Origin of the sequence: Neoroseomonas oryzicola (assembly GCF_012163135.1) — a bacterium.
Lineage (GTDB): Bacteria > Pseudomonadota > Alphaproteobacteria > Acetobacterales > Acetobacteraceae > Neoroseomonas > Neoroseomonas oryzicola.
In genome coordinates, this window is sequence record NZ_JAAVUP010000013.1 from 44,888 (window position 1) to 66,170 (window position 21,283).

A 21,283-nucleotide genomic window follows, 5' to 3' on the forward strand; every position below is an offset into this window, starting at 1 on the left:
ATGCGCCGCCGCGCCCTCCTCATCCTCGCCATCCTCCTGGCCGCCGGCGGCGCATGGGGCTGGCACTCCCTGCCGCCCTCCGTCGCGATCGCCGTCGCAACGACCGGCCCCGCGCTGCGCGCCGTCTATGCCACCGGCAGCGTCGAGCCCGTCCACTGGGCCAAGGTCGGCCCCGCCGTGCGCGCGCGCATCACCGCCGTCATGGTCGACGAAGGCCAGCGCGTCACCGAAGGCCAGCCCATGGCCCGGCTCGACGACCGCGAGGCCCTGCACCGCGTCGAGGAAGCCGACGCCCGCGCCCGCTTCGCCGAGGACGAGCTCGCCCGCACCCGCACCCTGGTGACGCGGGAAGTCGCCTCCCGCTCCGCCCTCGACCGCGCCGAATCCGAGGCCCGCGCCGTGCGCGCCGTGGCCGACGCCGCCCGCCGGCGCCTCGACGACTACATCGTCCGCGCGCCGTCCGCCGGCCTGGTCCTGCGCCGCGACGCCGAGGTGGGGGAGGTCGTCGACACCCCCGCCGCGCTGTTCTGGATCGGCGAACCCCGCCCGCTGCGCGTCACCGCCGAGGTGGACGAGGAGGACATCGCCCAGGTCCGCGAAGGCCAGCGCGCCCTGCTGCGCGCCGATGCCTTCCCCGGCCAGGTGCTGCCCGCCACGGTCGGCCAGATCACGCCCAAGGGCGATTCCACGCGCAAGGCCTACCGCGTGCGCCTCAACCTGCCCGAGGACACCCCGCTGCTCATCGGCATGACGGTCGAGGCGAACATCGTCCTCCATCAGTCCGACAACGCCGTGCTGGTCCCGCCGTCGGCGGTGCGCGACGGCCGCGTCTTCGTCATCCGCCGCGAACGGGTCGAACCCCGCCGCGTCGAGCTCGGCGTGCAGGGTGCCCGCTCGGTCGAGGTGCTGCGCGGCCTCGCGCCGGGGGAGATGGTGGTGCTCGATCCGCCCGCGGGCCTCGCGGCCGGCCAGCTCGTCAGGCTGCGGTCGTGAGGCTGCTGCTCGACCTGGCGCGTGGGATGCTCGCGCGGCGGCGGCGGCAGACGCTGGTCAGCGTCACCGGCGTCGCGCTCGGCGTCGCCTTCTTCATCGCCATTGCCTCCCTGATGCGTGGCTTCCAGACCTATTTCATCCAGCAGGTCATCGACGTTCAGCCGCACATCGTCATCAAGGACGAAACGCGCACGCCACCCGCCCAGGCCGCAGAACTCGCGATCACCGACGGCGCCGTCTCGATCAACGGCGTGAAGCCGCGCGACCGTGTGCGCGGCATCCGCGCCTCGGGCGAGAAGCTCGACATCCTCGAGGCCATGCCCGGCGTCGCCGCCGCGCCCATTCTCACCGGCCCGGCGCTGCTGCGCTATGGCGCGCGTGACCTCAGCGTGACGATCACGGGCATCGACCCGCAGCGCTACCGCCGCGTCGCCAATCTCGAGAAGGACATGATCCAGGGCCGGCTCGAGGACCTGCGCTCGGCGGCGAACGGGCTGATCATCGGCTCGACGCTCGCGTATCGCCTCGGCGTGCAGCTGGGCGATACCGTCATCGCCGTCTCGCCCCGCGGCGTGACGCTGCAGATGAAGATCGTGGGCATCTTCCACACCGGCCTCGTCAGCCTCGACCAGACCCAGGGCTACGCGCTGCTCAAGGTCAACCAGGTGCTGCAGGACCGCAGCAACGTGGTGAACCAGATCCTGCTGCGCCTGGACGACGTGACCCAGGCCGAACCGCTCGCCCGCCGGATCGAGGCCCGCTTCGGCGACCGCACCGAATCCTGGGAGGAGCAGAACCGCAACATCCTCACGGTCTTCGTCATCCAGAACGCCATCATGTACAGCGTGACCGGCGCCATCCTGCTGGTCGCGGCCTTCGGCATCTACAACATCATCTCGACCGTGGTGTTCGAGAAGACGCGCGACATCGCCATCCTGAAGTCGCTTGGCTTCACCGAGGGCGACATCCAGGCGCTGTTCCTGCTGCAGGGCGCGATCGCCGGGCTGCTCGGCGCGGTGCTGGGCTGCCTGCTCGGCCAGGCGATGATCGAAGGCCTGGCGCAGGTGCGCTTCGCGACCGAGACGCCGGCCGGCAACGACCGCTTCATGCTGGCGCAGGACTGGCGGATCTTCGCCGTCGCCTCGGGCTTCGCGGTGGTGTCGGCGGGGATTGCGGCGGTGATCCCGGCGCGAAGGGCGGCGCGGCTCGATCCGGTGCAGATCGTCAGGGGGGCGGCATGACAGGGCGGGGGAGGGGAACCTCCCCCCGCCGCGGCCTGCGCCCATTGGCAAAGAAGGTTGGGGGGCTCGGGGGGAAGTTCCCTTCCCACCGTCTTCCTGCATGACTCTCCTCGTCGCCGAATCCGTCACCAAGCGCCTGGCCGAAGGCGTGACGCTGGTCAGCGACATCGACCTGCGCGTCGATGGCGGCGAGTTCGTCGCCATCACCGGGCCATCGGGGTCCGGAAAATCCTCGCTGCTCTACCTGCTCGGGCTGCTCGACCGGCCCACCTCCGGCCGCGTGCTGCTCGAAGGGCAGGACACCGCCTCGCTCGCGCCGCCGGCGCTGGCCGCGCTGCGCCTCGCGCGGCTCGGCTTCGTCTTCCAGTTCCACTTCCTGCTGCCGGAATTCTCCGCCCTCGACAACGTGCTGATCCCGATCCGCCGGCGCGGCGTGCTGAAGCCCGCCGAGGCCGAGGCGCGCGCGATGTCGCTGCTCGGCGCCCTCGGCCTCGCCGACGATGCGCGCAAGCTGCCCGAGCAGCTCTCCGGCGGCATGCGCCAGCGCGTCGCCATCGCCCGCGCGCTCGCCAACGATCCCGTTCTGCTGCTGGCCGACGAACCCACCGGCAACCTCGACACCAAGAACGCGGCGGCCGTCTTCGACATCTTCGCGCGGCTCGCGCAGGAAGACGGCCGCGCGGTGCTGGTGGTGACGCACGATGCGGACCTCGCGCATCGCGCGACGCGCCGCGTGCACCTGGTGGACGGCCGGATCGTCAGCGACGAGCGGGGGTGACGCCGTCCCGCGCGGTCGCCGCCAGCAGCCCGCCGCCCGCGACCAGCAGCGCCGCCAGCCCCACGCGCCAGTCGAGCGCGCCTTCGCCCGCGACCACCAGCAGCAGCGTGGAGGCCACCGGCACCGCATAGGCGAGCGTGCCGAGCAGCCGCGGATCGCCCCGCTTCATCCCCGCATCCCACAGGAAGAAGGCGGCCCCCAGCGGCCCCGGGCCGAGCAGCAGGATCGCGATCCATTGGCGCGCATCGGGCATGACCAGCGTCTCGAAGGCCAGCGACGTCACGCCGGCCAGAAGCGCCGTTGCGATGCAGAACCCCGCCACGGCCTCGGTCGGCACGGCGGCCATGCGCTTCGAGGTGACGGAATAGACCGCCCAGACCACCGCGCAGCCGACAGCGCAGGCGAAGCCCCAGAAGGCCCCCGCGGGAAAGGATGCGCCCGCGCCGACCAGCAGCGCGCAGCCGAGGAAGCCGAGCCCCACGCCCGCCAGCCGACGCGGCCCGAGGTGCAGCCCCAGGATCGGCCCCGACAGCAGCACGATCAGCAGCGGCCAGAGGTAGTTGAGCAGGTTCGCCTCGACCGCCGGCGCCAGCGCCAGCGCGGCGAAGTACAGCGCGTGGTAGCCGAACAGCCCGCCCACGCCATGCGCCCAGGCGAGCGGCCCCTGCCGCAGCGCCCCGAGCCGCCCGCGCGCCGCGACGACGCCGAGCGCCATGACCCCGCCCGCGGCGAAGGCGAGCGCGGTCAGCTCGAGCGGCGGAATCCCCGCCGCCATGCGCGCGAGCAGCGCAAGGAAGGCCCAGAGCAGCAGCGCGCCGCATCCGGCCAGACTGGGCAAACCCATCGCCTCGTCACCATCTGGGGGATGCAGCGCACTAACCCAGGAAGGACTGTCAGGGAATGGCCGGCTTCGTCATCCGCACCCTCGTCACCGCCGGGGCCCTCTGGGTCGCCGTCGCCATCGTGCCGGGGCTCGCGGCGCGGGACATGGGCGCGCTGCTCATCGCCGCGATCGTGCTCGGCCTGGTGAACGCCATCGTCCGGCCGGTCGCGGTGATCCTGTCGATCCCGCTGACCATCCTTACCCTCGGGCTGTTCCTGCTGGTGGTGAACGCCGGGATGCTGGCCCTGGTCGCAGCGCTGGTGCCCTCCTTCACCGTCGCGGGATTCTGGTCGGCGCTGTTCGGCGCGATCGTGGTCTCGATCGTCTCGGGGCTGATCAACGGGGCGCTGGCGGAAGGCAGTCTGCGAGGCTGACCGCGTCCAACGCCCGGTAGAAGGCGAACTCCGCCCCCGCGAGGGCGGATTTGAGCCGGCAGCGCGGCGTCAGCGTGCAGGCGCCGCCATCGGCGCGGAAGCATTCGACCAAGGCCTGATCGCGCTCCATCCGGCGCACGACCTCCCCGATGCGGATCTGGTCGGGCGGCTGGGCGAGCGTCACGCCGCCCTGCGCCCCGCGTTGGGTCGCGACGAGCCCCTCGGCCGCCAGCGCCTGCACGAGCTTGTGCAGGTGGTTGCGCGACAGGCCGAGCTCGCGGGCCAGTTCTTCCGTGGACATCCGCCGCTCCGGCTCGGCGGCGAGGCGCATCAGCGCGCGCAGCGCGAAATCGGTGGCGGCAAGGAGGCGCATCGGTCGGGTCCCTGAATTGGTATTGACGATACCACAATTGGCGTGGCAGTTAATTGGTATCGGAGATACCAATATGCAGCCCCCGAGCGTTCCGCATCCCGAAACCCCCGCCCGCCGCGCCGCGGCCGCCGCCGCCATCGCGGCCGAGACGGGGCTCAGCGAGGCCCTGATCGCCGAGACGCTGCGCGACTTCTACGCCCGCGCCCGCGCCGACGACCTGCTCGGCCCGGTCTTCGCGAAGGTCGGCGACTGGGAGGCGCATATCGGCACCGTGACCGACTTCTGGTCCTCGGTGGCGCTGATGACCGGCCGCTACCACGGCCAGCCGATGCGCGCGCATTTCGGGCTCGGCCTGGACCCCGCGCATTTCGCCCGCTGGCTCGAACTCTTCGAGGCGACGGTCGCCGAGCGCTGCCCGCCCGCCGGCGCCGCGCTGCTCGCCGCCCGCGCCCGCACCATTGCCCGCAGCCTGGAAATGGGCATCGCCGTCGCCCGGGGCGATTTGCCGGGCCGCACTCCAGGAGCACCCGCATGACCGCCACCGCCTTCGCCGACCGCAACCTGTCGGACATCGCCGCGACGCTGCCCGGCGCCACCGCCGTCTTCCGCCAGCGCAAGATGGATTTCTGCTGCGGCGGCGCCGTGCCGCTGTCCGAGGCCGCCGCGGCCCGCGGCCTCGACCTCACCGCGATCGAGGCCGACCTCGCCGCGCTCGCCGGCCGGGCCGGCGTGCCCGACACGGAACTCCCGACCGAGGCACTGATCGGCCGCATCCTCGAGCGCTACCACGCCGTCCATCGCCGCGAGCTGCCCGAGCTCATCCGCCTCGCCCGCCGCGTCGAGGCCGTGCACCGCGGCGTCGAGGGCGCGCCCGTGGGCCTCGCCGACGCGCTCGAGGAGACCGAGCTCGCGCTCGCCGACCACATGGCGAAGGAGGAAGGCGTGCTCTTCCCGATGATCCTCGCCGGCCGCGGCGGCATGGCGGGCGCGCCGATCTCGGTCATGCGGCACGAGCACGACGACCATGGCGAACGCCTCGCGCAGCTGCTGGCGCTGTCGAACGACGCCACGCCGCCCGCCGGCGCCTGCACGACCTGGCGCGCCCTCTGCGCCGGCCTGCGCAAGTTCGCCGACGACCTGCAGGACCATGTCCACCTGGAGAACAACGTCCTCTTCCCCCGCTTCGGGGCCTGACCCTCGGGGGGCGCCCCTGGCGGGCGCCTCCCCAAGGCGGCATCGGCGCGTCGCCGCCGCCCGGGCGGCGCGAGGGAGGGCGCGCCGGTGCCGCCGGTTGTCCTTGGCGAAGGCGCTTGAAATGGCCGGCACCGGCCGGCCACCCATCCGGGGCGCGGTCGTCGGCTGGCCGGTTGGGGACGCGGCCCGATGCCGGGCGACGGAATGCTCCGATCGGCGCATTCCCGAAGGGTAGCCGACCGCTCCGCCGCCGCATTGAACCCGGCGCCGCCTTCCGGCAGGGTGCAGCGCAGCAACCCCCGGGAAGGTTGGCAGATGAGCACGGGCCTCTTGGCGCTGCTGGACGACGTCGCGGCCATCGCGAAGGTCGCCGCCGCCTCCATCGACGATGTCGCCGCGCAGGCGGCCAAGGCGGGCGCCAAGGCCGCGGGGGTCGTGATCGACGACGCCGCCGTCACGCCGCGCTACGTGGTGGGCTTCGACGCCTCCCGCGAGTTGCCGATCATCGGGCGCATCGCCCTCGGGTCGCTGAAGAACAAGTTCGTCATCCTGCTGCCCGCGGCGCTGCTGCTCTCGGCCTTCGCGCCCTGGCTGATCACGCCGCTGCTCGTGCTCGGCGGCATCTACCTGTGCTTCGAGGGGGCGGAGAAGGTCCTCGAATGGGTCCGCCCGCATCCCGAGCAGGCGCAGTCCTCCGCCGTACCCACCGATGCGAAGCAGCTCGAGGACACGCGCGTCGCCGGCGCGATCAAGACCGACTTCATCCTCTCGGCCGAGATCATGGCCATCGCGCTCGCGACCATCCCCGAGGCAGGCATCGCCACCCAGGCCGCGACCCTCGCCATCGTCGGCGCGGTCATCACCTTCGCGGTCTATGGCGTCGTCGCGCTGATCGTGAAGGCGGACGATGCCGGCGTGGCCCTGGTCCGCCGCGGCTACGGCGCCGGCGCCATCCTCGTGCGCGGCATGCCGGTGGTGCTGAAGGTGCTCTCGGTGGTCGGCACGCTCGCCATGGTCTGGGTCGGCGGCGGCATCATCCTGCATGGGCTCGAGGCCTTCGGCCTCGGCGCCCTGCCGCACTGGGTCCACGACATCGCCGTCGCGGCGGGCCATGGCGGGGGCGGGGCGGTCGTCGAATGGCTGGTCGGCGCGATGCTCGCGGGTGTGGCGGGCCTCATCGTCGGGGCGGCCGCGATGCCGGTGCTCGGCCGCCTGCTGCATTGACGCCCGGCCCGGCCTGACGGCCGGCGCCATCCGTCCAGGATGCCGTCGCCGGGGTGGGATTAGGGGCGGCGCCGTGCCGTCGACGACGGTCCTAGCGGCCGCGCCGCGTCACTCCTCCGCCGTCGCCGGCCCCGGCATCGACACGCGAGTGATCGCCCATTGGATCGAGGCCTCGCCCTCCTCGGCGATCAGCACGACCTGGTTCGACCGCCGCGGCTCGCCGCCCAGGTAGACGCTGTCCTCCAGCGCCACCCGCGCGCCCTTGGCGCGGATCTTCCACCCGATGCCCGATGGCAGGCGCAGCAGCGCCGCGCTCTCGTCCTGCAACAGGGAGGCGCTCACGCCCGGATGCAGGTGGAAGCGGATGGCGAAGCCGGGGACGGCGACGTCGCCCGGCACCTCCACCATGTCCTCCCCGCGCAGGTCGTCCCCCGATTCCGCGAGGTACAGCCGCCGCCGGTGCAGCGCGCCGAAGCCCCGCCGCCAGCCGTCATGGCTCGCTTCCAGCCACTGCGCGCCGGCCGCTTCGTGCCGCGCGGTCTCGACCTGCTCGGGCCGCCGGCCCAGGCCTTCCGGCCGCAACTCCGAGGAATTGGTGTCCGACAGCACCAACGTCGAATGCGCCGCGGTGGCGCGCAGCGCGTCGCGCCAGGCCTCCTCGGCCGCCGGCGCCGCGCCGCAATTCACGATCAGCCGGTCACGCCCGACCGACATCTCGAAGGCCAGCGTCCCGGCATGGGCGAAGCGATCCGCCCCCGCCGGCAGCCCGCCTTCGGCCGCCGCCACGGCGCGCCCGGCCGGAGGCGCGCCAGTATCGACGATCACCAGGGTCCGCCCGGCCTGCAGCCGCTCGAACCCCGTCTCCGGCAGCTCCGCCGGCGCCCGCCCCCGCGCCTGGCCCTGCGTCAGCACCAGGTCCAGCAGCGCCGAGGTCTCGTCCCGCGTCCCGTTGAACAGCGCGAGCCCGCCATCCCCATGCCGGAACAGCCGCAGCGCCGGTGCGGCGCGATCCAGCACGGCCGCGAGATGCGGCGGCGGCTCCACCCCCGCCCCATGCAGCAGGTTGCGGATCTCGATCAGGTCCTGCAGCGCCAGCAGCTGCATCGACGGCGAGCGTTCCACATGCCCGCCATCGGGGTGGAACTGCCGCTCGATCTCCGCCGGCAGGAACCGCACCGCGCGCTGGAGATAGGCGTCCTCCTCCAGCGCGATCGCCGCGGCCAGCGCGCCCTTCAGCGCCACCAGCGCGCCGCGGTGCTCGGCCTCGGCCGGCAGCGCCGCCGACAGGTCGCGCGCATCCTGCGCCAGCCGCGTCATGATCGCCTTGCGGAACACGTCTTCCGACGTCGCGGCGAAGAAATCCCAATGCCCGAGCCAGGCCGAGATCCGCGCCCCCGTCACCTCCGGCGCATCCGCGATCGGCTCGTCGGACCCGCGGTTCAGCCAATCCGCGCTCAGCGCCCGCGCATGCAGCCGCGCCGCATCCGTCCCGAGCGCCCGCAGATCCCGCATCCAGGCGAAGCCATGCGCCGCGGCACGCCAGGCGGCGCTGCCCGACGGCGCGTCCCACCCTTCCGCCCCCGCCGCGCCGGGGCGCAGGGTCCGCGCCGTGCCGGCGATCTCGAACTCCCCGCGCAGCAGCCTGGCGCCGCGCGCGGCATCGCCCGGCCAGAGGTCGCGGAACGCCCGCGCGGGCGCCTCCGGAACCTTGACGGGACGCAGCCGCGCGAGCTTCTGCCGGGCACCGCGCAGGATGTTGATCATGCGGCGGCCCTGACCGGCGCCCGCAGGGCGGAAATCGCCGCGGCATAATCCTTCTGGCCGAACACCGCCGTGCCCGCGACCAGCACGTCCGCCCCCGCCTCGACGCAGAGCGGCGCGGTCTTCGCCGTCACCCCGCCATCCACCTGCAGCCGGATGTCGCGGCCCGAGGCATCGATCATCCGACGCAGCGTCGCGATCTTCGACAACTGGCTGTCGATGAAGGACTGCCCCCCGAAGCCCGGGTTCACCGACATCACGAGAATGAGGTCCGTCAGGTCCAGCACATGCGCCACCGCATCGACCGGTGTCGCCGGGTTCAGCACCACCCCGGCCTTCTTGCCGAGCGCGCGGATGGTCTGCAGCGACCGGTGCAGGTGCGGCCCGGCCTCCGGATGCAGGGAAATCCAGTCCGCCCCCGCCTCGGCGAAGGCAGCGAGATACGGATCGGCCGGCGCGATCATCAGGTGGACGTCGAAGGGGATCGCGCTGCGCCTGCGCAACGCCTTCACCACGATCGGTCCGAAGGAGATGTTGGGCACGAAATGCCCGTCCATGATGTCGAGGTGAAGCCAGTCGGCGCCGGCGGCGGCAACGGCCTCGACCTCGTCACCGAGGCGGGCGAAATCGGCAGCGAGAAGGGAAGGGGCAATCAGCGGTTCGGGCACGCTGCGTTTGTAGCCCTTTGCGACAAAGCGCGACAACACGGAGGAACCGGGGCGCCGACGGCCGGGAGGGCGCCGCCCTCCCGGACCCACCCGCCGAGGGCCGAAAGGCCCTCGGAACCCGCAACGCGAGGGCGCCGCGACCTCGAGCGCCCCCCCCTGCGGCCCGAGGCCACGGCCTCGGGCCGGGAGCCCGAAGGGCGACCGCGCCCAGACCAGCCGCCGCGCCGGGTCCGCCAGTGCACGGCGCGCAAGCCAAGCGCGCGGATGCGCGCGCCGGCGCCTGAGGCCACTAGATGGGCAGGGCGGTGGTGCTCTTCACGCGCTCCATCGCGAAGCGCGACGTGACCTTCCGCAGGCTCGGCACCTGCGCCGTGAGGCGGCGGTAGAAGGAATCGAAGGCCTGCATGTCCGGCACGACGACCCGCAGCAGGTAATCCACGTCCCCGCCGAGCCGCCAGCACTCCACGATCTCCGGCATCTTCGCGACCGTCGTGGCGAAGGCCTCGATCCAGGGCGCCGAATGGTCGCCCGTCTCGATGGCGACGAAGACCGATACGCCCAGCCCGACCTTCTCCGGGTCCAGCAGCACCACGCGCCCGGTGATCACCCCCTCCTGCTCCATCTTGCGGATGCGCTTCCAGCAGGGGGTCGGCGTCAGCCCGACTTCCTTGGCGATGTCGGCCAGCGACAGCGCGGCATCCTTCTGGATCAGGCGCAGGATCGCGCGATCGGTGGCGTCAGGCTCGAAACTGCGGGTCACGGGCAAGTCCTTGGTCGGTGTTGCGGGGCGTGTAGAAGGAAAATCTTTCTGTTGCAAGTTTTCGCGGCATTGGGAGAACAGATTTCCAATCCAGTGCCGGGACTCCTGCCCATGACCTTCCGCCGCGACCTCCTCCTCCGCACCGCGCTGCTCGCCGGGTCCGCCCTCGCGCCGCGCCTCGCCGCCGCCGGGTCGGCCGTCCCCGCCTGGGCACCGGACCGGCCGGTGCGCATCGTCATCCCGGTCGCGCCCGGCGGCAGCCTCGACATCCTCGGCCGGATCCTGGCGCGCCACCTGGCCCCGCGCCTCGGCCAGCCCGTGGTGGCCGAGAACCACCCCGGCGCCGGCAGCAACCTCGCCTTCGAACTGGCGGCGCGGTCCCGGCCGGATGGGCTGACGCTCGTGGTCGGCTCCGACCCGCTCACCATCAACCCCGCCCTCTACCCCCGTATCGGCTTCGACCCGGTGCGCGACTTCGCCCCGATCGTCGAGGCGGTGCGCGCCCCGCAGGTGCTGGTGGTCAACCCGCGCTCCCCGGCGACCGACCTCGCGACCTTCCTCGCCTGGGCGAAGGAGGCCGACGGCCGCCTGACCGTCGCCTCCCAGGGCAATGGCTCGATCGGGCACCTGGCCGGGGCGCTGTTTGCCCAGCAGGCGGGGGTGGCCTTCACGCACGTCCCCTATCGCGGCGGCGGGCCGGCCGTGGTCGACCTGGTCGCGGGCCATGTCGAAGCCCTCTTCGTCACCCTGCCGGCGGCCATCGAGCACATCCGGGGCGGCCGCCTGCGCGCGCTCGCGGTGACCGGCGCCGACCGCGCCGCGGCGCTGCCGGACGTCCCCACGGTCGCCGAGGCGCTGCTGCCGGGCTTCGACGTCGTGACCTGGCAGGGCATCCTCGCCCCGGCGGGCACGCCCTCGGCCGCCATCGCCCGCCTCGCCCAGGACCTCCAGCAGATCCTTACCCTGCCCGAGATCGCCGGCGACCTCGAGCGCCAGGGCTTCACCGTGACCGGCCATGGCCCGGACCGCTTCGCCGCCCTGGTCCGCGCCGAGGCCGCCCGCTGGCCCGATGTCGTGCGCCGCGCCGGCGCGCGCCTCGAATAGATGGACAGGCGGGCCCTTCGCATGGTGATGGCGCGGCATGCCGTTCCGCCGCGCCGTCCTGGCTGCCGCCCTCGGCGGCTGCGCGGTCCCGCCTGCGCCGCCGCCGCGCCCGCACGGGCGCGAGACCGTGATCGTCTCAGCCGAATCCTGGCACACCGACCTCTGCCTGCCAGGCGGGGCCCTGGGCGGGACGTCGCTGGCGCCGCTCGGCGCGGCGCCCCTCGCTTTGGGCTTCGGCCTCGAATCCTGGATGCGCGCGGCCCGGCCGGGATCGGGCGACGCCCTGGCGGCGCTGGGCGGCGGCCCGGCGGTGGTCTGGCTGCGCGCCCTGGCCGGCCCGGTGCCGCCGGGGGCGGAGGAAACCCTGCCCCTGCGCCTGCCCGAGGGCGGGATATCGGCCATCGCGGCCTTCGTCGCGGATCAACTGGCCGAGCCGTTGCCCGTGGCGCTGCCCATCGGCGGCTCGGCCCTTCTGGCCTCGCGCCTCGCCTATGCGCCGGGCTTCACCTGCAACACCTGGGTCATGCGCGCCCTGGCCGAGGCCGGCCTGCCCGTCCCGGTCGCGGGCATACGCCTGCGCGGGGAGGCCATGGCGGCGCTGCGCGCCGAGGCCGCGCGGCAGGCGGGGGGCTGACCCGCGCATTGCGCGTGTGGAATGTCACGGTCCTGCCATGGTGAAAGACTTCATCTGCAACCGTGGGCGGGTTGAACACGTTGCGCCCGGAACTCTGGATTCGGAATTCGAGTTGATGTCGATCCGCCGCGACCTGTTGCTGCGTTCTGCCCTGCTTCGCCTGCCCGACCTCGCGGAGATGCGCGCCTCCATGCCCTCCGCTCCGGCACCGTCGGCGCCGGCGCCGAAGCGCCGTGCGGTCACGCTGCGCCCTGGCCGTCGCGTCGCCTCGGTCGCCGCGCAGCCGGCGCAGCGGGCGGAATGACGGCGCGCCGCGGCTGCACCGGCCTGGCGCCACGCCCTGAGAGCCGTTTCCATTCGCCACGGCTCACGGCAACACCTCCAGGCTTCTGTTTTCGCGAGCCTCTTTGCCCGATCAGGTGATTCCGCCTGATCGGGATCTGCTTTATGCGCGCCGAAAGCGCGCCGCGAAGAACCCGTCCATGCCGCCCCGTTCCGGCCAGAAATCCGGCCGGGTCCGCAGGCAGCCCGCCGGGGTGATGGCCTCCGGCAAGCCAGGCAGCTCGGCCGCCGTGAAGGGGTCGTGCACCAGCCCCAGGCCCGCCGCGCGGGCGAGGTGCGCCTCCCCTTCCTCCGGCTGCAGGGAGCAGGTGGCGAAGACCAGCCGCCCGCCCGGCGCCAGCATCTTCGCCGCCGCGCCGAGCAGCCGCGCCTGCGCCTCCGCCGCGCCCTGCACGTCCCGCGCCCGCTTGGTGTGCGCGACGTCGGGGTGGCGGCGGATGGTCCCCGTCGCGGTGCAGGGGGCGTCGAGCAGGATGGCGTCGAAGGGCGCCGGCGGCGTCCAGGTGGCGGCATCGGCCTGCACCACGGTCGCGGGCAGGCGCAGCCGCGCGAGGTTCTCGGCCAGCCGCGCGACGCGCCCGGCGTCGCGCTCAACCGCCGTCACCTCCGCCCCCGCGGCGGCGAGCTGCGCCGTCTTGCCCCCCGGCGCGGCGCAGAGATCGGCGATCCGCTCCCCCGCGCGCGGCTTCAGCAGCAGCGCGGGCAGGGCGGCGGCGGCGTCCTGGACCCAGAAGCGGCCCTCGGCGAAGCCGGGCAGGTCGGTCACCCGCGTCCCGGCGGCGAGGCGCCAGGAGCCGGTGGGCAGCACCTCGGCCCCCGCCGGGGGCTCCGCGCCCGGCGCGGGCGTCAGGTCGAGCGGCGCGGGGCCCCGATGCGCCTCGGCGATCGCGCGCACCGCCGGCCCATAGGCGGCATGCCAGGCGGTCCAGAGCCAGGCCGGCGTGTCGAGGCGCGGGGCGTCCAGCCCCTCCAGCGCCGCCGGGCCTTCGGTCGCGACCTTGCGCAGCACGGCGTTCACCAGCCCGGCGAAGGCGCGCGGGGCCAGGGCGACCGCGGTCGCGACCGCGGCATGCGGCGGCGTCTCGAGCAGCAGCAGCTCCGCGGCCCCGATCTGCAGCGCGTGGCGCGCCGGCGGCGGGGGTTCCTTGCGGAGGTAGGGGCTCAGCACCTCGTCGATGCTGCCCAGCCGCCGCAGCACCATCGCGGCGATGCGGTGGGCCGCGGCGCGGTCGCGCGGGTCGAGCCGCCGGGGCAGCGCCTCCAGCGCCTCCTCGAGCGGGCGGCGGTCGTCGAGGGTCGCGGCGATCAGGTCGCGCGCGGCCTTGCGGGTCGGAAGTCCGGGCGGTGGGGTCAAGGGTCTCTGCGGGTCCGGGGGCGGGCGGCCCGCTTCATGGCACCCCGCGCCCCTGCGTGCTAGACGCGCCCGCATCATGCGCCTTGCCGCCTTCCTCGACCGGCTGCCCGAGACGCGTCGGCCAGCCCCCTGGCTGATCGCGCTCTGCCTCCTGCTCTGGCTGCCCGGCTTCTTCACCATCCCCGCCGGGGACCGGGACGAGAGCCGCTTCGCCCAGGCCTCCCGCCAGATGGTGGACAGCCACGACTACGTGCGCATCCGCCTCGGCGAGGTCGAACGCAACAAGAAGCCCGCCGGCATCCACTGGGCGCAGGCCGCGGTGGTCCATGGGCTCGAGGCCGTGGGCATCCCGGCCCGGACGCAGATCTGGGCCTACCGGCTGCCCTCCCTGATCGGGGCGATGATCGCGGTGCTGGCGACCTGTCTGCTCGGCCGCGCGCTGGTGGGGCGACGGGCGGCCTTCGTCGCGGCGGCGATGCTCGCCCCCTGCATGGTGCTGGTGGTCGAGACGCACATCGCCAAGACCGATGCCGCGCTGCTCGCGGCCATCACCGTCGCCATGGGCCTGTTCGGCCGCGCCTACCTCACGCCCGATTCCTTCACGCCGCGCCAGGCGGCGGCCTTCTGGGCCGTGCTCGGCCTCGGCGTGCTGCTGAAGGGGCCGATCGCGCCGATGGTGCCGCTGCTCGCCGGCGTCACCCTCGCGGTGATGGACCGGCCGCAGGGGGCGCCCCTGTGGCGGCTGTCGGCGCCCTGGCTCCGGTCGCTGCATCTCGGCTGGGGCCTGCCGCTGATGGTGCTGGTCTCCGCCCCCTGGTTCGTCGCCATCGGCATCGCGACCGAAGGGCGCTTCTTCAGCGAGGCGCTGGGCGGGGACATGCTCGACAAGGTCTCCTCGGGCGAGGAGGCCCATTGGGGGCCGCCCGGGATGTATGCCGCGATCTTCGGCATCACCGCCTTCCCCTCCGCCTGGATCGTGCTGCGATCCCTGCCGGGGTCCTGGGCCGACCGCATGCAGGCGCCGGTGCGCTTTCTGCTGGCCTGGGCGGTGCCGACCTGGCTGCTGTTCGAGGCGGTGCAGACCAAGCTGCCGCACTACGTCCTGCCGGCCTTCCCGGCGCTGATGCTGCTCGGCGCGCGCTGGGCGATGGACCCGCTGCGGCAGGAGGCGCCGGCCTGGATGCGCTGGCTCGGCTACGTCGCGCTCGCGGGCGTGGCGGTCGGGTTGCCGGCGGTCGCCCTCGGCGCCGGGCTGTTCGTCGAGCGCATCGTCCTGCCCGGGGCGGCGATCGGCGTCATCGCCGGCATGGCCATGGCCTGGCTGCTGCTGCGCATGGCGCGCCAGCAGGCCTGGGGCCGCGCGGCGCTCGCGGGCGCCATCCTCGCCATCCCGGTTTATGCCGCGGTGCTCGAGGGCGTGATCCCGCGCCTCACCTCGGTCTGGGTCTCCTCGCGCCTCGCCGCCGCGGTCGCCCAGGTCGCGCCCGGCCTGCCCGCGCGGAACTTCGGCGTGGCCGGGCATCACGAACCCTCCCTGCAATTCGCCATGGGCGGGGAGATCCGCCTGCTGACCACGGGCGAAGCCGCGGCTGCCTTCCTTGCGGAGGGTTCCGGCCGCATTGCCGCCATCGGCGACCGCCAGGAAGCCGCCTTCCGGCGGGCCGCGGCGGAGCGGGGGCTGACCCTTCGCGAACTCGGCTCGGTGACGGGTCTCAACTATGTGCGCGGGCGGTGGATCACCCTCTCGCTGTTCAAGGTGGAGTAGATGTTCGAGTGGGTGCGGAGCCTCGTGGAGGCTGGCGGCTATGGCGGCATCTTCCTGCTGATGGTGCTGGAGAACCTGTTCCCGCCCATCCCGTCGGAACTGATCATGGCGGCTGCCGGCTTCCACGCCGGCGAGCCGGGCGCGACCATCTCGCTGCCCGGTATCATCGTGGTCGCCGTGCTCGGCACGCTGGCCGGCAACCTCTTCTGGTACGAGCTCGGCCGCTGGCTCGGCGTGGAGCGCTTCCGCCCGCTGGTGCAGCGCTTCGGCAAGTGGTTCGCGGTGGAGGAGGAGGACCTCGACCGCGCGACGGACATGCTGCGCCGCTGGGGGCCCTTCGCCATCTGCATCGGGCGCATGTTCCCCGGCGTGCGGACGCTGATCTCGGTGCCCGCGGGCATGGTCGAGATCCCGCGCGGGGTCTTCTACCTCTGGACCGCGCTGGGTTCGGGCGTGTGGCTCACCTTCCTCGCCGTCGCAGGCTACTTCCTGCAGGACCACTACGCGCTGGTGGAACGCTGGGTCGAACCGCTGGCCTGGGTGGTGGTGGGCGTCGCCGCCGGCGGCTACGCGGCGCACCTCGCCTACGCCTTCCGGCGGTCGCGGCGGCGCCGGCAGCAACAGGGCTGACCCCAGCCCAGCGCGGGTCCCGGCCGACGCTTTTCCTTGACCCGCGCAGGGGCCGCCAGCGATAGCCGGCGCAAGATCGCGCCGGAACCGATCCGGCGCGCAGCAACGAGCAAGCCGCACGCGCATGAGCACGCTGGTCTTCTCCACCCGGGCCCTCCCCGCGCGCGACCAGCGCGAGGCCTGGTGCGCTTGGTTCGATCCGGTGTTCGGCCTCGACTTCTCGGGCGAGCCTCTCAATTCCGGCTTCGCGGCCGAGAGCATCGTCTGGCAGGCGGGCGGCGCCGCCTTCAGCCGCGTCAGCGCGCCGCGACTGCGCGCGGTCCGCAAGGCCGTCCACATCCGGCGTGACCCGACCGACCATTGGGTGATCGGGCTCGGCGTGCAGACTTCGCGGATCTCCCTCGAGGGCGGGCGACTGGTCGTGCCGGCCGGGCAGCCCTTCATCCTCTCGCTCGGCGAACCGTCCGAGAGCGAGCGCGAGGCCGATGAGCGGCTGCACCTCTACCTGCCGCGCGATCGCTTCGCGTCGCTGGCCCCGGAGCTCGACCGCGTGCGCGGGCGCGGCATCGAGGGCGCGCCGGGGCGGCTGCTGGCGGATTATCTGCGGCTGCTCGCGGACGCCATGCCGCGGCTGACCGAGGATGAGCGCGTCCGCATGCCCGAGGCGATCAGCGCCATGGTTGCGGCCTGCGTCGCGCCGACCGCCGCGCGCATCGCCGATGCCGCGGCGCAGTCGGACCTCACGCGGCTCGAGCGCGTGCGCCAGGTGATCCGGCGGCGGCTCGGCTCGGCGACGCTGACGCCGGCGACGCTGTGCCGCGAGGTCGGCATGTCGCGCTCGCAGCTCTATCGCCTGCTGGAAGGGGAGGGCGGCGTGACGCACTACATCCAGCGCCACCGCCTGCGCGCGAGCTACGCGGCGCTGACCGACCCGCGGGACGACCGGCCGGTGGCCGCGATCGCCGAGGCCTGCGGCTTCCACGAACCGTCCACCTTCAGCCGCACCTTCCGCCGCGCCTATGGCGTGAGCCCGAGCGACGCGCGCGCGGCGGCGCGGGCGGGATCGGCGCCGGGGCCGCGGCTGTCCCCGGCGATGGGCGCGGAGACGCGCAGCCTGAGGGCGTGCCTGCAGGGGTTGTGACGGGATCCGAGAGGGGCGCTGCCCCTCTCGGGCTCACCCCGCCAAAGGCCGAAAGGCCTTTGGAGACCGATCCGGGTTCCGAGGGCCTTTCGGCCCTCGGCGGGGTGGTTTGGAGGGGCAGCGCCCCTCCAATCCTATTGCTGCTGGTTCTGCGGCCTGCGGCGCTGCTGCTGCTGCGTCGTGCCGCGCTGCTGCGCCGGCGCGGTGCTGCCGCGGCGCTGCTGGTTCTGCGTGCCGCCGTGGCGCGTGGACTGGCGCGTGGTCGTGCTGCGGCCGCGCGCGGCGGGCCGCGCCGGCGCAGGCGGCGGCGGGCGGCGGATCATGAAGCGCTGCTGCGCCGGCGACATCGTCATCCAGCGGGCCTGCAGGGTGTCGTCGTCGGGCACCGATTCGCCCATCCGGGTCAGCGCCTGGCGAGCGCGGCGCTTGTGCTCGTCCGTCAGGTCCGCCCAGGAGATCGGGCCGGGGCGGTAGACCTGCTCGGGGTCCGGATCGGGGTCGGTGACGACCGGCGCGGGCGCCTCGGGCGCGGCGCAGGCGCCGAGGGAGGCGAGCAGGGCGAGCAGGAGGGCGCGGCGCCCCATGGTCCGATCGGTCACGGGGCGATCTCCACCATCACCGGGACATGGTCGGAAGCCTTCGGCCAGTCCCGCGCATCCTTCAGAACGGCATGGCGCGTCAGCGCGCCGGCGAGGTCGGGGCTGACCCAGACATGGTCGAGCCGCCGACCGCGATCCGAGGCGCGCCAGTCGGCCGCGCGATAGGACCACCACGTGTAGAGCTTCTGGTCCGCGGGCACGAAGTGGCGCAGCGCGTCGTACCAGCCGCCGGCGCGCTGCCACGCGGTCAGCGCCTCGACCTCGACCGGCGTGTGGGACACGACGTCGAGCAGCTGCTTGTGCGACCAGACGTCGTGTTCGAGCGGCGCGATGTTGAGGTCGCCGACCATGACGGCGCGCCTGGCCGGGCGCGCGGCCGACCAGGCGGTGCCCTCGGCGACGAAGTCGAGCTTGTGGCCGAATTTCGGGTTCTTCTCACGGTCGGGGATGTCGCCGCCGGCCGGGATGTAGAAGTTGTGCAGCTCGATCGGCCCGCCGGGGGCGTCGATGCTGGCGCCGAGGTGGCGGCAGTCGCCCTTGCCGCACCAGTCGGGATCCTCCGCGCGCAGCAGCAGCGGCCGCTTCGAGAGGATCGCGACGCCGTTGTAGCCCTTCATGCCGCGGACGAGGCGGTGTTCGAAGCCGAGGGCGGCGATGCCCTCATGCGGGAACAGCTCGTCCGGGCACTTGGTCTCCTGCAGGCAGAGCACGTCGGGCTCGAGCGCCGCCACCAGGTCGGTCAGCAGCGGCAGCCGGAGCCGCACGCTGTTGATGTTCCAGGTGGCGATGCGCAGCGGCGCGCGTCCTGCGGCGGCCTTGCGGGCCATCAGACGATCTTCGTGCGGACCTCGCCCACGCCCTCGACGAAGCCTTCGAGCACGTCGCCCTTCACCACCGCGGCGACGCCTTCCGGCGTGCCGGTCATGATGAGGTCGCCCGGGACGAGTTCCACGAGTTCCGAGAGGTTCGCGATGACCTCGGCCACCGACCAGATCAGCTTGGACAGGTCGGAGGTCTGCACGACCTTGCCGTTCACCTTGAGCTCGATCTTGCCCTTGGTGGGGTCGATGCCGGCGGCGGGGACGAGGGCGCCCATCGGCGCGGACTTGTCGAAGCCCTTCCCCATGTCCCACGGACGGCCGGTCTTCTTCGCCTCGTTCTGGATGTCGCGGCGCGTCATGTCGAGGCCGCAGCAGTAGCCCCAGACATGGCTCAGCGCTTCGGCGACCGGGATGTTCTTCCCGCCCTTACCGATGGCGACGACGAGTTCCATTTCGTGGTGCAGCGACTTGGTGACCGACGGATAGGGCATGTCGGCGTCGTTGATCACCACGGCATCGGCCGGCTTCGCGAAGTAGAAGGGCGGTTCGCGGGTCGGGTCGGAGCCCATCTCGATCGCATGTTCGGCGTAGTTGCGGCCGACGCAGTAGATGCGGTGCACCGGGAACAGCGCGTCGCTGCCCTTGACGGGAATCGTGGCGACCGGCGGCGGCGGCAGGACGTAGGACACCATGCGGGCGAGGCTCCGATGACGGGATGATGCGGGGTCTATACAGGCGGTCGGCCGGGCCCGGAAGCCACCGGCGGCCAGGGCCCGTCGTCTTGAGATCTCACATGAACTTCTTGGCCCATCGCGAAGTCATGGCGATGAATTCGATGAGGCGCACAAAAAAGTAGCGCCCGGTCAGGGGGGTGACCGGGCGCCGTATTTTTATTCCGATCGGAATGGTCGGGCGAGCCGGCAGGGGACACCGGGGGCTCGACCGCCGGTTAATTTGGAACCGGCAAAAACAAGTTACTCCGGCGGCGCCTGCGAAGCAAAAGACAAATCGCGCGTCACGCCTGTGTGAGCGCGCGATGCAGCCATGCCTTACTCGGCGGCCTGGGCGAGTCGTGGGGCGCCGAGGCGCGCGGCGCGGTAGTCGGCGCAGGCGCGGCCAAAGGCCTCGAAGATCGCGCGGCTGTCGATGTCGCGTTCCCAATCGTATTCGGGGTGCCACTGCACACCGAGCGCGAAGGACCGCGCGCCTTCGACGCGCACGGCCTCGACCGTGCCGTCGGGCGCCCAGGCCTCGGCGACCAGGCGCGGCGCGAGGCGCTGCACGCCCTGGTTGTGCAGCGAGTTCACCGCGAGGCGTCCGGCGCGGCGCGCGGCGAGCGTGATGACCTCGGCCAGCGCGCCGGCGGTGTCGATGCGCACGCCATGCGCCTTGCCGGTCCGCACGCGCGGGATCGGCTGGTCGGACGGCGTGGAATGGTCCATGCGCCCGGGCAGGTCCTGGATCCGCTGGTCGAGGCTGCCGCCGAGGGCGACGTTGAGTTCCTGCATGCCGCGGCAGATCGCCAGCAGCGGCACGCCGTGGTCGATCGCGGCGCGGATCAGCGGCAGCGTGGTGGCGTCGCGCTGGTGGTCCTCGGGCGTGCCTTCCGCATGGGCCGGACCGTCATAATGGCCAGGCCACACGTTCGAGCGGCTGCCCGTGAGGATCAGCCCGTCGAGATGCGGCAGGAGTTCCGAGGAGAGGTCCTCCCCGGCGGCGGGGAGGAGCACCGGCGTTCCGGAGACCGGGCCTCGCACGACGCGGACATAGCTGTCCGACGCGGCGTGGTTGGGCGTTCCGAAGATGCCGAAGGGCTTCTGGCAGCAGGAAATGCCGATGAGCGGTTTCATCGATTCCTACACTTCCGCGACGTGATGGCGGGATCAAGGCGCCAGTCAGGAATTTCGCGGATTGCCGACAAGCGTTGCCTGCATGCCGCGCATCCCGCCGTCAGCCTGCCGCGCGTAGGGTCAATTCCCCGAGCCCTGCGGGGCGCCGAAGCCGCCCGGCTCGAAGAAGCGGGGGTCGTTGAACTGGAAAAGTCCTGCGGGGAATCGCTGGCCGGTCTCGATTCGCGACAGCGTCACCCGCGTCTCGCGCCGCTGCGCGTCCGTCACCGCCCATTGGCGGAGCTCCAGCGGGTCGTTGTTGAACACCAGCGTCAGCGTGCCTTCGCCGGGTTCCGAGGTGCGGTACATGCTGACCCGCAGGAAGGGCCCCGTGCGCTCGAGCGCGGTGACCGTCACGTCGCCGGACAGCCGCACCTCCCGCCGCAGCAGGATGCCGAGCGGCGTCTGGCTGACCAGCAGCGTCGTCGGCGCGCGGAGTTCCCGGTCGTACATCAGGAACTGGCCGGCATCGGCGACCAGCAGCAGCGGCTCCGGCGGGTCGTATTCGAAGCGCATCCGTCCCGGGCGCCAGATCCAGGCGGTCCCCTCGGCCGAGGCGCCGTTCTGCGCGATCTGCAGGAATCGCGCGCGCAGCGTGGTCAGGGCGTTGAGGTAGGCCTCGACGCGGGTGAGATCGGCGCGGTCGCGGTCGGTCAGCGCCGCTGCGGGCGGCCGCGCGGGGGTCTGGGCCCGCTGGGCAAGCGCCGGCGTGGCGAGGAGAAGGGGCGCGAGGAGGAGGGGACGGCGTTTCATCG

At 73.1% G+C, this 21,283-nt stretch carries 24 protein-coding genes; 13 read left to right on the forward strand and 11 right to left on the reverse strand.

The window, feature by feature from the left end:
- From GWK15_RS22745 to GWK15_RS22755, 3 genes are all read left to right on the forward strand, one after another.
- Nucleotides 1–993 carry an efflux RND transporter periplasmic adaptor subunit gene (locus tag GWK15_RS22745; protein WP_168043695.1) on the forward strand — a complete coding sequence of 331 codons (993 nt, stop codon included), beginning with the start codon at nt 1–3 and terminating at the stop codon, nt 991–993.
- On the forward strand, nt 990–2,234 hold the full coding sequence (locus GWK15_RS22750; protein ID WP_168043696.1) for an ABC transporter permease: 1,245 nt from the start codon (nt 990–992) through the stop codon (nt 2,232–2,234). Before GWK15_RS22745 ends, GWK15_RS22750 begins: the two co-directional genes overlap by 4 nt.
- Before the next feature lie 100 nt (nt 2,235–2,334).
- Complete coding sequence (locus GWK15_RS22755; RefSeq protein ID WP_168043697.1) at nt 2,335–3,012, forward strand: ABC transporter ATP-binding protein; 678 nt, start codon at nt 2,335–2,337, stop codon at nt 3,010–3,012.
- On the opposite strand, the gene yddG is transcribed toward GWK15_RS22755, so the two are convergent.
- Complete coding sequence (gene yddG, locus GWK15_RS22760; RefSeq protein ID WP_168043698.1) at nt 2,993–3,856, reverse strand: aromatic amino acid exporter YddG; 864 nt, start codon at nt 3,854–3,856, stop codon at nt 2,993–2,995. The genes GWK15_RS22755 and yddG overlap by 20 nt on opposite strands.
- 56 nt (nt 3,857–3,912) lie before the next feature.
- On the opposite strand from yddG, the gene GWK15_RS22765 reads away from it, so the two are divergent.
- A complete protein-coding gene (locus GWK15_RS22765; RefSeq protein ID WP_168043699.1) occupies nt 3,913–4,269 on the forward strand; it encodes a phage holin family protein in 357 nt (118 codons plus the stop codon).
- Here the strand turns inward: GWK15_RS22765 and GWK15_RS22770 are convergent.
- Nucleotides 4,232–4,642 carry an RrF2 family transcriptional regulator gene (locus GWK15_RS22770; RefSeq protein ID WP_168043700.1) on the reverse strand — a complete coding sequence of 137 codons (411 nt, stop codon included), beginning with the start codon at nt 4,640–4,642 and terminating at the stop codon, nt 4,232–4,234. The genes GWK15_RS22765 and GWK15_RS22770 overlap by 38 nt on opposite strands.
- A gap of 73 nt (nt 4,643–4,715) precedes the next feature.
- On the opposite strand from GWK15_RS22770, the gene GWK15_RS22775 reads away from it, so the two are divergent.
- The 3 genes from GWK15_RS22775 to GWK15_RS22785 all read left to right on the forward strand — a co-directional run bounded on the left by GWK15_RS22775 (nt 4,716) and on the right by GWK15_RS22785 (nt 7,060).
- On the forward strand, nt 4,716–5,177 hold the full coding sequence (locus tag GWK15_RS22775) for a group III truncated hemoglobin (RefSeq protein WP_168043701.1): 462 nt from the start codon (nt 4,716–4,718) through the stop codon (nt 5,175–5,177).
- Nucleotides 5,174–5,836, forward strand: a complete 663-nt coding sequence (gene ytfE / locus GWK15_RS22780; protein WP_168043702.1) for an iron-sulfur cluster repair protein YtfE — start codon at nt 5,174–5,176, stop codon at nt 5,834–5,836. The genes GWK15_RS22775 and ytfE overlap by 4 nt, the downstream gene beginning before the upstream one ends.
- Before the next feature lie 315 nt (nt 5,837–6,151).
- A complete protein-coding gene (locus GWK15_RS22785) occupies nt 6,152–7,060 on the forward strand; it encodes a DUF808 domain-containing protein (RefSeq protein ID WP_168043703.1) in 909 nt (302 codons plus the stop codon).
- Nucleotides 7,061–7,168: 108 nt separating this feature from the next.
- Here GWK15_RS22785 and GWK15_RS22790 read toward each other — a convergent pair whose 3' ends face one another.
- From GWK15_RS22790 to GWK15_RS22800, 3 genes are all read right to left on the reverse strand, one after another.
- Nucleotides 7,169–8,824, reverse strand: a complete 1,656-nt coding sequence (locus GWK15_RS22790; protein WP_209442372.1) for a heparinase II/III family protein — start codon at nt 8,822–8,824, stop codon at nt 7,169–7,171.
- The gene (gene rpe / locus GWK15_RS22795) at nt 8,821–9,489 is read right to left on the reverse strand and encodes a ribulose-phosphate 3-epimerase (RefSeq protein ID WP_168043704.1); all 669 of its coding nucleotides are present in this window, start codon (nt 9,487–9,489) and stop codon (nt 8,821–8,823) included. Before rpe ends, GWK15_RS22790 begins: the two co-directional genes overlap by 4 nt.
- A 289-nt stretch (nt 9,490–9,778) precedes the next feature.
- Complete coding sequence (locus tag GWK15_RS22800) at nt 9,779–10,249, reverse strand: Lrp/AsnC ligand binding domain-containing protein (RefSeq protein ID WP_168043705.1); 471 nt, start codon at nt 10,247–10,249, stop codon at nt 9,779–9,781.
- 111 nt (nt 10,250–10,360) lie between these two features.
- Here GWK15_RS22800 and GWK15_RS22805 point away from each other — a divergent pair, with 111 nt between their 5' ends.
- The 3 genes from GWK15_RS22805 to GWK15_RS22815 all read left to right on the forward strand — a co-directional run bounded on the left by GWK15_RS22805 (nt 10,361) and on the right by GWK15_RS22815 (nt 12,291).
- Nucleotides 10,361–11,353: a Bug family tripartite tricarboxylate transporter substrate binding protein gene (locus tag GWK15_RS22805; RefSeq protein WP_168043706.1), complete on the forward strand. Its 993-nt coding sequence runs from the start codon at nt 10,361–10,363 to the stop codon at nt 11,351–11,353.
- Between the two features lie 37 nt (nt 11,354–11,390).
- Complete coding sequence (locus tag GWK15_RS22810) at nt 11,391–11,987, forward strand: DUF2459 domain-containing protein (RefSeq protein WP_168043707.1); 597 nt, start codon at nt 11,391–11,393, stop codon at nt 11,985–11,987.
- A gap of 115 nt (nt 11,988–12,102) precedes the next feature.
- Nucleotides 12,103–12,291 (forward strand): hypothetical protein, encoded by a 189-nt coding sequence (locus tag GWK15_RS22815; protein WP_168043708.1) that lies wholly within the window; start codon nt 12,103–12,105, stop codon nt 12,289–12,291.
- A 141-nt stretch (nt 12,292–12,432) separates the two neighbouring features.
- Here the strand turns inward: GWK15_RS22815 and GWK15_RS22820 are convergent, their stop codons facing one another.
- Nucleotides 12,433–13,758 (reverse strand): RsmB/NOP family class I SAM-dependent RNA methyltransferase, encoded by a 1,326-nt coding sequence (locus tag GWK15_RS22820; RefSeq protein ID WP_209442378.1) that lies wholly within the window; start codon nt 13,756–13,758, stop codon nt 12,433–12,435.
- A gap of 1 nt (nt 13,759) precedes the next feature.
- Between GWK15_RS22820 and GWK15_RS22825 the strand changes: the two genes are divergently transcribed.
- The 3 genes from GWK15_RS22825 to GWK15_RS22835 all read left to right on the forward strand — a co-directional run bounded on the left by GWK15_RS22825 (nt 13,760) and on the right by GWK15_RS22835 (nt 17,219).
- Entirely contained in the window at nt 13,760–15,448 is a 1,689-nt protein-coding gene (locus GWK15_RS22825) for an ArnT family glycosyltransferase (protein WP_168043710.1), read from the forward strand.
- Nucleotides 15,449–16,078: a DedA family protein gene (locus GWK15_RS22830; RefSeq protein ID WP_168043711.1), complete on the forward strand. Its 630-nt coding sequence runs from the start codon at nt 15,449–15,451 to the stop codon at nt 16,076–16,078.
- A 124-nt stretch (nt 16,079–16,202) separates the two neighbouring features.
- Nucleotides 16,203–17,219 (forward strand): helix-turn-helix domain-containing protein, encoded by a 1,017-nt coding sequence (locus tag GWK15_RS22835; protein WP_168043712.1) that lies wholly within the window; start codon nt 16,203–16,205, stop codon nt 17,217–17,219.
- A 134-nt stretch (nt 17,220–17,353) separates the two neighbouring features.
- Here the strand turns inward: GWK15_RS22835 and GWK15_RS22840 are convergent, their stop codons facing one another.
- The 5 genes from GWK15_RS22840 to GWK15_RS22860 form a co-directional block, all read right to left on the reverse strand.
- Nucleotides 17,354–17,818 (reverse strand): hypothetical protein, encoded by a 465-nt coding sequence (locus tag GWK15_RS22840; protein ID WP_168043713.1) that lies wholly within the window; start codon nt 17,816–17,818, stop codon nt 17,354–17,356.
- Entirely contained in the window at nt 17,815–18,645 is an 831-nt protein-coding gene (locus tag GWK15_RS22845) for an exodeoxyribonuclease III (RefSeq protein ID WP_168043714.1), read from the reverse strand. Before GWK15_RS22845 ends, GWK15_RS22840 begins: the two co-directional genes overlap by 4 nt.
- Nucleotides 18,645–19,331: a fumarylacetoacetate hydrolase family protein gene (locus tag GWK15_RS22850; RefSeq protein ID WP_209442374.1), complete on the reverse strand. Its 687-nt coding sequence runs from the start codon at nt 19,329–19,331 to the stop codon at nt 18,645–18,647. The genes GWK15_RS22845 and GWK15_RS22850 overlap by 1 nt, the downstream gene beginning before the upstream one ends.
- Before the next feature lie 357 nt (nt 19,332–19,688).
- Nucleotides 19,689–20,489: a gamma-glutamyl-gamma-aminobutyrate hydrolase family protein gene (locus GWK15_RS22855; RefSeq protein ID WP_168043715.1), complete on the reverse strand. Its 801-nt coding sequence runs from the start codon at nt 20,487–20,489 to the stop codon at nt 19,689–19,691.
- A 120-nt stretch (nt 20,490–20,609) separates the two neighbouring features.
- The gene (locus GWK15_RS22860; protein ID WP_168043716.1) at nt 20,610–21,281 is read right to left on the reverse strand and encodes a LolA family protein; all 672 of its coding nucleotides are present in this window, start codon (nt 21,279–21,281) and stop codon (nt 20,610–20,612) included.
- Between the last annotated feature and the right edge of the window lie 2 nt (nt 21,282–21,283).

Bases quoted from the DNA above. Each gene is read 5' to 3' on its own strand.
- GWK15_RS22830 (WP_168043711.1), top strand. From the start codon at position 15,449: ATGTTCGAGTGGGTGCGGAGCCTCGTGGAGGCTGGCGGCTATGGCGGC.
- GWK15_RS22845 (WP_168043714.1), bottom strand. From the start codon at position 18,645: ATGGCCCGCAAGGCCGCCGCAGGACGCGCGCCGCTGCGCATCGCCACC.
- GWK15_RS22855 (WP_168043715.1), bottom strand. From the start codon at position 20,489: ATGAAACCGCTCATCGGCATTTCCTGCTGCCAGAAGCCCTTCGGCATC.
- GWK15_RS22745 (WP_168043695.1), top strand. From the start codon at position 1: ATGCGCCGCCGCGCCCTCCTCATCCTCGCCATCCTCCTGGCCGCCGGC.
- GWK15_RS22815 (WP_168043708.1), top strand. From the start codon at position 12,103: ATGTCGATCCGCCGCGACCTGTTGCTGCGTTCTGCCCTGCTTCGCCTG.
- GWK15_RS22810 (WP_168043707.1), top strand. From the start codon at position 11,391: ATGCCGTTCCGCCGCGCCGTCCTGGCTGCCGCCCTCGGCGGCTGCGCG.
- GWK15_RS22820 (WP_209442378.1), bottom strand. From the start codon at position 13,758: ATGCGGGCGCGTCTAGCACGCAGGGGCGCGGGGTGCCATGAAGCGGGC.
- GWK15_RS22775 (WP_168043701.1), top strand. From the start codon at position 4,716: ATGCAGCCCCCGAGCGTTCCGCATCCCGAAACCCCCGCCCGCCGCGCC.
- GWK15_RS22785 (WP_168043703.1), top strand. From the start codon at position 6,152: ATGAGCACGGGCCTCTTGGCGCTGCTGGACGACGTCGCGGCCATCGCG.
- GWK15_RS22835 (WP_168043712.1), top strand. From the start codon at position 16,203: ATGAGCACGCTGGTCTTCTCCACCCGGGCCCTCCCCGCGCGCGACCAG.
- GWK15_RS22850 (WP_209442374.1), bottom strand. From the start codon at position 19,331: ATGGTGTCCTACGTCCTGCCGCCGCCGCCGGTCGCCACGATTCCCGTC.
- GWK15_RS22765 (WP_168043699.1), top strand. From the start codon at position 3,913: ATGGCCGGCTTCGTCATCCGCACCCTCGTCACCGCCGGGGCCCTCTGG.
- GWK15_RS22770 (WP_168043700.1), bottom strand. From the start codon at position 4,642: ATGCGCCTCCTTGCCGCCACCGATTTCGCGCTGCGCGCGCTGATGCGC.
- ytfE (WP_168043702.1), top strand. From the start codon at position 5,174: ATGACCGCCACCGCCTTCGCCGACCGCAACCTGTCGGACATCGCCGCG.
- GWK15_RS22755 (WP_168043697.1), top strand. From the start codon at position 2,335: ATGACTCTCCTCGTCGCCGAATCCGTCACCAAGCGCCTGGCCGAAGGC.
- GWK15_RS22790 (WP_209442372.1), bottom strand. From the start codon at position 8,824: ATGATCAACATCCTGCGCGGTGCCCGGCAGAAGCTCGCGCGGCTGCGT.
- GWK15_RS22805 (WP_168043706.1), top strand. From the start codon at position 10,361: ATGACCTTCCGCCGCGACCTCCTCCTCCGCACCGCGCTGCTCGCCGGG.
- yddG (WP_168043698.1), bottom strand. From the start codon at position 3,856: ATGGGTTTGCCCAGTCTGGCCGGATGCGGCGCGCTGCTGCTCTGGGCC.
- GWK15_RS22825 (WP_168043710.1), top strand. From the start codon at position 13,760: ATGCGCCTTGCCGCCTTCCTCGACCGGCTGCCCGAGACGCGTCGGCCA.
- GWK15_RS22860 (WP_168043716.1), bottom strand. From the start codon at position 21,281: ATGAAACGCCGTCCCCTCCTCCTCGCGCCCCTTCTCCTCGCCACGCCG.